We start from the raw sequence: 5,938 nt of genomic DNA, 5'->3' as shown, positions 1-5,938 counted from the left end.
AGTCCCACGACAGCAGGCCAAGCTGCGGGGACTGCCGCTCCTGTGGCCAACAGGACGCTCGATGAGAGCTCCTGCTGCACCGGGACGGCGTCGGTGAAGGCGTCGGCCGTCGTCGGGATCGTCAGACGGCGATGATCTGCCACTGCTGCCGCGCCAGTGACGCGTACGGCTGCTGCTCGATGTTGGCTCCGTCGGCGGTGCTGCCCTCGTCGACGGCGAGGCAGAGCCCGCTGTAGCGGTTGATGAGGAAGTGGTAGCCGTCACCGGTGGGCGTGACGGCCCAGTGCTGCTGGGGGGCGCTCGCGTCCGACCAGATGCCGACGTTGCCGCCGTCGGCGCGGGAGAGACCCGCGACCTCCATGAGCTTGCCGCTGCCCACACCCTTGATCCTGTAGTGGCCGTCGCCGGTGTTGGTGAAGGTCCACTTCTGGTTCGCCTTGTTGAGCCACGGCCACTGGAGGACGTTGGTGTTGTTGGCGGTGCCCCCGCCCGCCACGTCGGCGACCTTGCCGCTGTGCCGGGCGACCAGCCGGTAGACGGTGCCGTCGCCGGGCAGCGTGGTGGACACCAGGGCCGGCTTGGCCGTCCGGCCGCCGATCCTGACGCCGCCCATGTTGGCGTATCCGCCGGTGGCCGCGTTGGCCCGGATCCGTACGAAGCCCACGTTCCGGGCGGGCCATTCGGCCACCTTGGTGGCGCGGTCGCCGGCCCAGGTGCCGGTGGCGACCTGGGTGAAGTTCGTGCCGTCCGTGCTGGTGGAGATGGTGTAGGAGGTGATGTCGCCGTCGGTGGTGTCGGAGCGGTTCCACTGCTTGGGCAGGTATTCCAGGGTGGAGACATTGCTCCACACCCCGCCCAGATCGATGGTGATCGAGTGCGGCAGGGGCGTGGGCAGTCCCCACGTCGACCAGCAGGTCTCGTAGTTCCTGTCGCTCAGCCCGTCGATGGCGTTGAGCGGTCCCTCGCGGTCGCGGAATCCGGTCGCGTAGGCGCTGACGGGCGTCACGGGGTGCTCGGCTCGCGGCATCTGCGTCGGCAGTGGTGGCCTGGAGGTGTTGGGGCTCCAGGCCACCCCGACCTCGGCGAGTCGGTTGACGATGTTGGTGTCCAGCCTGCCGTTGCGGTTGGGCGGGCAGTTGAGGATGAAAGAGGTGTACTTCGGTTCCAGATCGGCCAGGTGGGACAGGATCGCGTCCTTGCTCATCAGGCTGTCGGTCGGCGTGGTCGGATGCCAGAACCAGCCATTGCTGATCGTCTGTCCCTGCGTGGCGGCGTAGGTGTTTCCGGCCGGCGCCGTGACGCCCAGCGGCTCCTCGAAGTAGATCGCGTCGCCGAGCCACGGTACCGACAGCGCACCATGGTCGATCATGACGATGTCCGGCTGGAGCGACTTCACGTGCTCGCGGATGCGCTGGTAGGAGACGGCCTGCTGGCCCATCTGCCAGGCGTAACCGTCGGTGACGAACAAGTCGATGGTGCCGTAGTTGGTGAGCAGCTCGGTGATCTGACCGAGGATGAAGGTCATGTCGCTGGGCTGGATGGCATCGGTGATCTCCAGCCCGGACACCTTGTGCCGGCTCTCCCACGCCTCGACGCCGAAGGTGCGGTCCCATATCGAGTAGTAGAAGCCGACCCTCAGCCCCTTCGCCCGGAAGGCGTCGCAGTACGCCTTCACCACGTCGTGCTTGTAGGAGCTGTTGGCGACGTTCTGGGTGCCATAGGCGCTCGGCCACAGGGCGAAGCCGTCATGATGCTTGGTCGTCAGGAGGCCGTAGCTCATCTTCGCCGCTGCGGCGGCATCGGCCCACTGGGCACAGTCCACGGCTGTGGGCGCGAACAGGGCCGGGTCTTGGTTCGGGGCAGCCCACTCCTGGTTGGTGAACGTGCCCAGGCTGAAGTGGTTGAACATGCCGAACCGCATGTTCACCAGGTTGCCGAGATTGGTCTGGGGGTCCGCGGCGGCCGCCTCCGCCACCAGAGGCGACAACGCGGGGATCACGGGCACCGCGGTCGCGGCCACAGCGGCGCCCGCGGCGCCCAGCAGCGTGCGACGTGACAGTTTTCTTTCTGACGACATGGGTGTACTCCCGGTTTCGGGTGGACTTGATGTGTCGAGGGCGAACTCGCCATGGCGGCATGGCGGCATGGGGACGTGAGACCGGAACTCCGTCAGGGAACCTCGTCCCCGGCAAGCCCCGTTCCGCGGCGTCAGGAGACGGTGAACAGCTGGTGGTCGGCGCCGTCGAAGGGGCGTTGCTCCAACTGGTCGCCCTGGGCGCTGCCCGCGGTGAGGTAGAGACCGCTGTGGCGGTTGAGCAGCCGGATACGGCCGTTGCCCGCGTCTTCCGCCAGCCATTCGTCGTTGGTGTTCGCGTTGGCTTCGTACGAGTACTGGATGGCCTTCGCGCCCGTGTCGCGGGAGGCCGACCTGATGACGACGTCCTTGCCACTCGCCTGGCTGACGATCCGCGTGTATCCGTCGCCGAGTGGCACGAACGCGAAGCGCTGGTTGGTGCCGCCGGTGCTGGTCCAGCGGATGATCGCGGCGTCGTTCGCGAGGCTCGCGCCCTTCACGTCGAGTACGTGGCTGCTGCCGGCGATGGTGACGGTGCGGTTCCCGGTCGGGATGGTCGGGACCTTGGTCAGCCTGACCACATGGCCGCCGTTGGCCACCGCCGGGATGCTCAGCGTGTCGCCGGCCTGGATGACCTTGCTGGTGCGGGTCAGACCGTTGGAGCCGTCGGTGATGATCTCCGCGTGCCAGGTACCGGAGCCGAGGAACGTGGTCGGGTAGCTGATGGTGGTGGCGCCGCCGCGCCTGAAAGCCCCGACGAACCACCGGTCGCCGTTGCGGCGCGCGATGACCCCTCCGGTGAGCGGGTCGCCCGAGACATACTTCGTCTCGTCCCACACGGTGGGCAGCATGCGCAGCCACCGCTGTGCCTCGGGCCGGGCCTGGTAGTCCGGGATACGGCTGCCGGGCAGCACGATGCCGCTGTCCAGGAGTACGCCGAGGGCCAGTTCGGCGGCATCGCTGTTCGGGTTGCCCTGCTGGAAGCTCATCGGCGAGTAGTCGGCCGGGCCCAGTACGCCGCGAGTGAACGGGAGCGCGGCCACGTGCCCGATGTCCCGGCCGCCGGGGTATTCCTCGCCACGGACGGCCTCATTGGTCAGCACGTGCGGCCAGGTGCGGTGGACGCCGACGGACAGGCGCGAGCCGTGCAGGTCGACCATCAGCTTGTACCGGGCGGTGTCGGCCAGGGCCGCGTCGTACCACTGCTGACGGGCCTGGGTCTCGGAACCCATGAAGTCCATCTTGACGCCGACGACACCCCACCCGGTGATCTTGGTGAACTGGGCGTCCCGCTCGGCGGCGGTGTCCAGGTCCTGCCAGTGGTACCAGAGCATGATCCGCACGCCGCGGTCCCGGGCGTAGGTCACGAGCTCGGGAATGATCGCCTGGTTGTCCTTCCACCCGTCGTCCACAAGGAGATAGGGCCAGCCCTGCGAGGAGGCGTAGTCGGCCCACTGCTTGAGCTTGGTCAGGTCGCGCTGGGTGTTCCACATGCCGTCCAGCCACGGCCACGCGGCGACACCCGGCTTGATCCACGAGGTGTCGGAGATCTTCGACGCGGGCGCGACGTCGTCGACCAGCGTGGACTCCACGATCGTCGCCGTGCTGCCGATGGCGGCGGTGCGCCACGCCGTGGTGAACGCGCCGGATCGCACGATCTGCGAGTCGGCCAGCGCGACGGTGAACCGGCCGGTTCCCTGGGTGTGGGTGAACTGGCCACCCGAGTAGTCGCCGTCCACACCGGACTCGGCGAGCAACACCCGTGCGCCGTTGACCTGTTGGGCGAACATGCCCATGTCGTAGGAGCCCGTCGGGACGTCGGCGACCGTGGAGGTCGCATAACCCCGCTCGTGCTCGGGACTGAACGCCTGCCGGGACAGCTGGGCGTCCGTCGGCAGTTCGAACGACGTCGCCTCTCTCAGCACCGTCGCACCCGACGGCAGCTCGTAGCGCAGCGCCATACCGTCCGCGGACGTGCGGACATGCACGGTCATCTGCGCGGAGCCCTTCGCGAACACCAGCCTCGTCTCGGTCGCGGACCGCGTCCGGACGCGGGACTTCCCCGCCTTGACCTCGTAGTTGTACGAGATGGGCGTGTCCGTGCGTCTGACGAACTCCAGTCCGGTGGTGAAGTCGGCCTGACTGGTCACCAGCCCGATCGGAGCGGGTATCAGGGCTTGGCGGCAGTCCCAGGTCGCGCCGAGCGAGAGGGCGCCGTTCGCGTCCAGCGCCACGGTGGCGCGCACGCCGTCGCAGCCGGCCTGCGCGACACCGGGCTGGACCGAGGTCCAGTTCCCCGGCGTGGCGGCGGACGCGGGCACCGCAGTGACCGAGCCGACGCCGGCGAGGACGGCGGCGGCCGCACCGGCGATTCGAATCCCGCTTCTCTGTAGGAGTTTCATGCGGTGGCCTTCCGGGGGGGACAGGTGGTCCGCCGCGTGTCGCTCGCGCCGGGAGTCGCAGGGAGATTGCCTTTACATCCCATCACTGTCAAGGGATCAGCCTTCAATTCCTTGGAGTTACCCGGCAGTTAGGCTTACGGTCCGACCTTTTATGGGATGTCTGGCGTGCCGGATGTATTGACGCCACCCGCTTTCCCCGCTTACTGTCAGCCGACCCTGCGAACATTGTTCGGCATATCGCACAACCTGGCTGGTCGGTCGCCGAGTTGGGTACGGCGCTTCCCGGCCATGCGCGCTCCGATCGCCAACCGTTCGTCCGGCCCGCACCCCGACCGCCCCACCCGGGCGACAGCCGTGGCTCAGCCGCACACGGCAGACCCGCCGTTGCCCGGATCCCTTCACCCGCCACCTCGCTTTCCCCCTCGCCCGACGGTGGCACGTGCACAACGACGGGAGGATCCACATGTCCGCGCTTCGCGCCCGGCTGACGGTGATGTTGCTCGCCGTCTGCCTCCTCTTCACAGGCCAAGCCCTGGCCACACCCGAGCGGGCGGCCGCCGCCGACCCCGGCTACCTGATGGTGCACTTCACCGGGGACTCCGCGACCGGCCAGATGTTGTACCTCGCGCACAGCACGGACGGCCTGCACTGGAACGACCTCAACGGCGGAGCGCCGGTCCTCAACTCCAAGATCGGCACGAAGGGCGTGCGCGACCCCGCACTGGTGCGCTCCCCCGACGGCAGCAAGTACTGGATCATCGCGACCGACCTGTGCATCCGCTGCGGCTCCACGTACACCGACGGCAGCCCCAACTTCGTGGTGTGGGAGTCGACCGACCTGGTGACCTGGTCGAAGCCATGGCTGCTCGGCGCCGCCGGACCGATCCCCGGCGGCCGCAACGCCTGGGCGCCCGAGGCCATTTGGAACCCCGAGACCAACGACTACGTCCTGTACTGGGCGACGAACGCCACTGTGAACGGCGTGTTCAAGTACCGCATCTACTACGCCCGCACCAAGGACTTCCGCACCATCACCACCCCACAGATCTGGATCGACCCCCCTGGCAACACGCCGGTCGTCGACACCCAGATGACCGAGGTGCCCGCCGGCGCCGGCCCCTACCGCTACATGCGGGTCTCGGGCGACGGCCAGAACACCGTCGAGGGCAGCAACTCGATCCTGGGAACGTGGACCAACCTCGGCAACCTCTCCAGCATCGGCCTCACAGGCAATGTGGTCGAAGGCCCGGTCTGGATGAAGTTCAGAGACCGCGACGAGTGGGCCCTCTACATCGACTACAACAACCCGCAAGGCGTACGCGAATACCGGCCGATCCTGACGACCAACCCGTTCGACGTCAGCACCTACCGGCTTCAGGATGCGGCCAGCTACGACATGGGCGGCACCCCGAAGCGCCACGGCGCGATCACGACCCTCACGGCCGCCGAGGAGAGCCGCGTG

The 5,938-nt window shown here is 68.1% G+C and carries 3 protein-coding genes; 1 reads left to right on the top strand and 2 read right to left on the bottom strand.

What is annotated here, in order from left to right; translation table 11 throughout:
• Positions 1–121: 121 nt before the first annotated feature.
• Positions 122–2,077, bottom strand: coding sequence for an alpha-L-fucosidase (locus POF73_RS45415; RefSeq protein ID WP_272125406.1), 1,956 nt, complete (start codon positions 2,075–2,077; stop codon positions 122–124).
• Between the two features lie 131 nt (positions 2,078–2,208).
• Positions 2,209–4,476: a glycoside hydrolase family 97 catalytic domain-containing protein gene (locus POF73_RS45410; protein WP_272125405.1), complete on the bottom strand. Its 2,268-nt coding sequence runs from the start codon at positions 4,474–4,476 to the stop codon at positions 2,209–2,211.
• Between the two features lie 463 nt (positions 4,477–4,939).
• Here POF73_RS45410 and POF73_RS45405 point away from each other — a divergent pair.
• The coding region (locus tag POF73_RS45405) for a glycoside hydrolase family 43 protein (RefSeq protein WP_272125404.1) at positions 4,940–5,938 on the top strand (999 nt) is incomplete at its 3' end.

This window comes from Streptomyces sp. HD, assembly GCF_028369295.1.
In the GTDB taxonomy this organism is placed as follows: Bacteria; Actinomycetota; Actinomycetes; order Streptomycetales; family Streptomycetaceae; genus Streptomyces.
This window is presented reverse-complemented; position numbering and strand designations above follow the sequence as displayed.

Bases quoted from the DNA above. Each gene is read 5' to 3' on its own strand.
- POF73_RS45410 (WP_272125405.1), bottom strand. From the start codon at position 4,476: ATGAAACTCCTACAGAGAAGCGGGATTCGAATCGCCGGTGCGGCCGCC.
- POF73_RS45415 (WP_272125406.1), bottom strand. From the start codon at position 2,077: ATGTCGTCAGAAAGAAAACTGTCACGTCGCACGCTGCTGGGCGCCGCG.